Below are 215 nucleotides of genomic sequence, written 5' to 3'. Positions count from 1 at the left end.
CAGCGCGTCATCCGGCAGGCGCTGGCCTCGGCCGGGCTGTCGGCGTCGGACGTGGACATGGTGGAGGCGCACGGCACGGGCACCACCCTCGGCGACCCGATCGAGGCGCAGGCGCTGCTGGCCGCCTACGGCCAGGAGCGGCCCGCGGAGCGGCCGTTGTGGCTGGGCTCGGTGAAGTCGAACATCGGTCATACGCAGGCGGCCGCGGGCGTGGC

The 215-nt window shown here is 75.3% G+C and carries 1 protein-coding gene; it reads left to right on the top strand.

Features of this window, described 5'->3' with window-relative positions; all coding sequences use genetic code 11:
• The coding region (locus KMS84_RS40850) for a hypothetical protein (RefSeq protein WP_368860728.1) at positions 1–215 on the top strand (215 nt) is incomplete at both ends.

Origin of the sequence: Streptomyces hilarionis, from assembly GCF_024539675.1 — a bacterium.
GTDB lineage: Bacteria > Actinomycetota > Actinomycetes > Streptomycetales > Streptomycetaceae > Streptomyces > Streptomyces hilarionis.
This window is presented reverse-complemented; position numbering and strand designations above follow the sequence as displayed.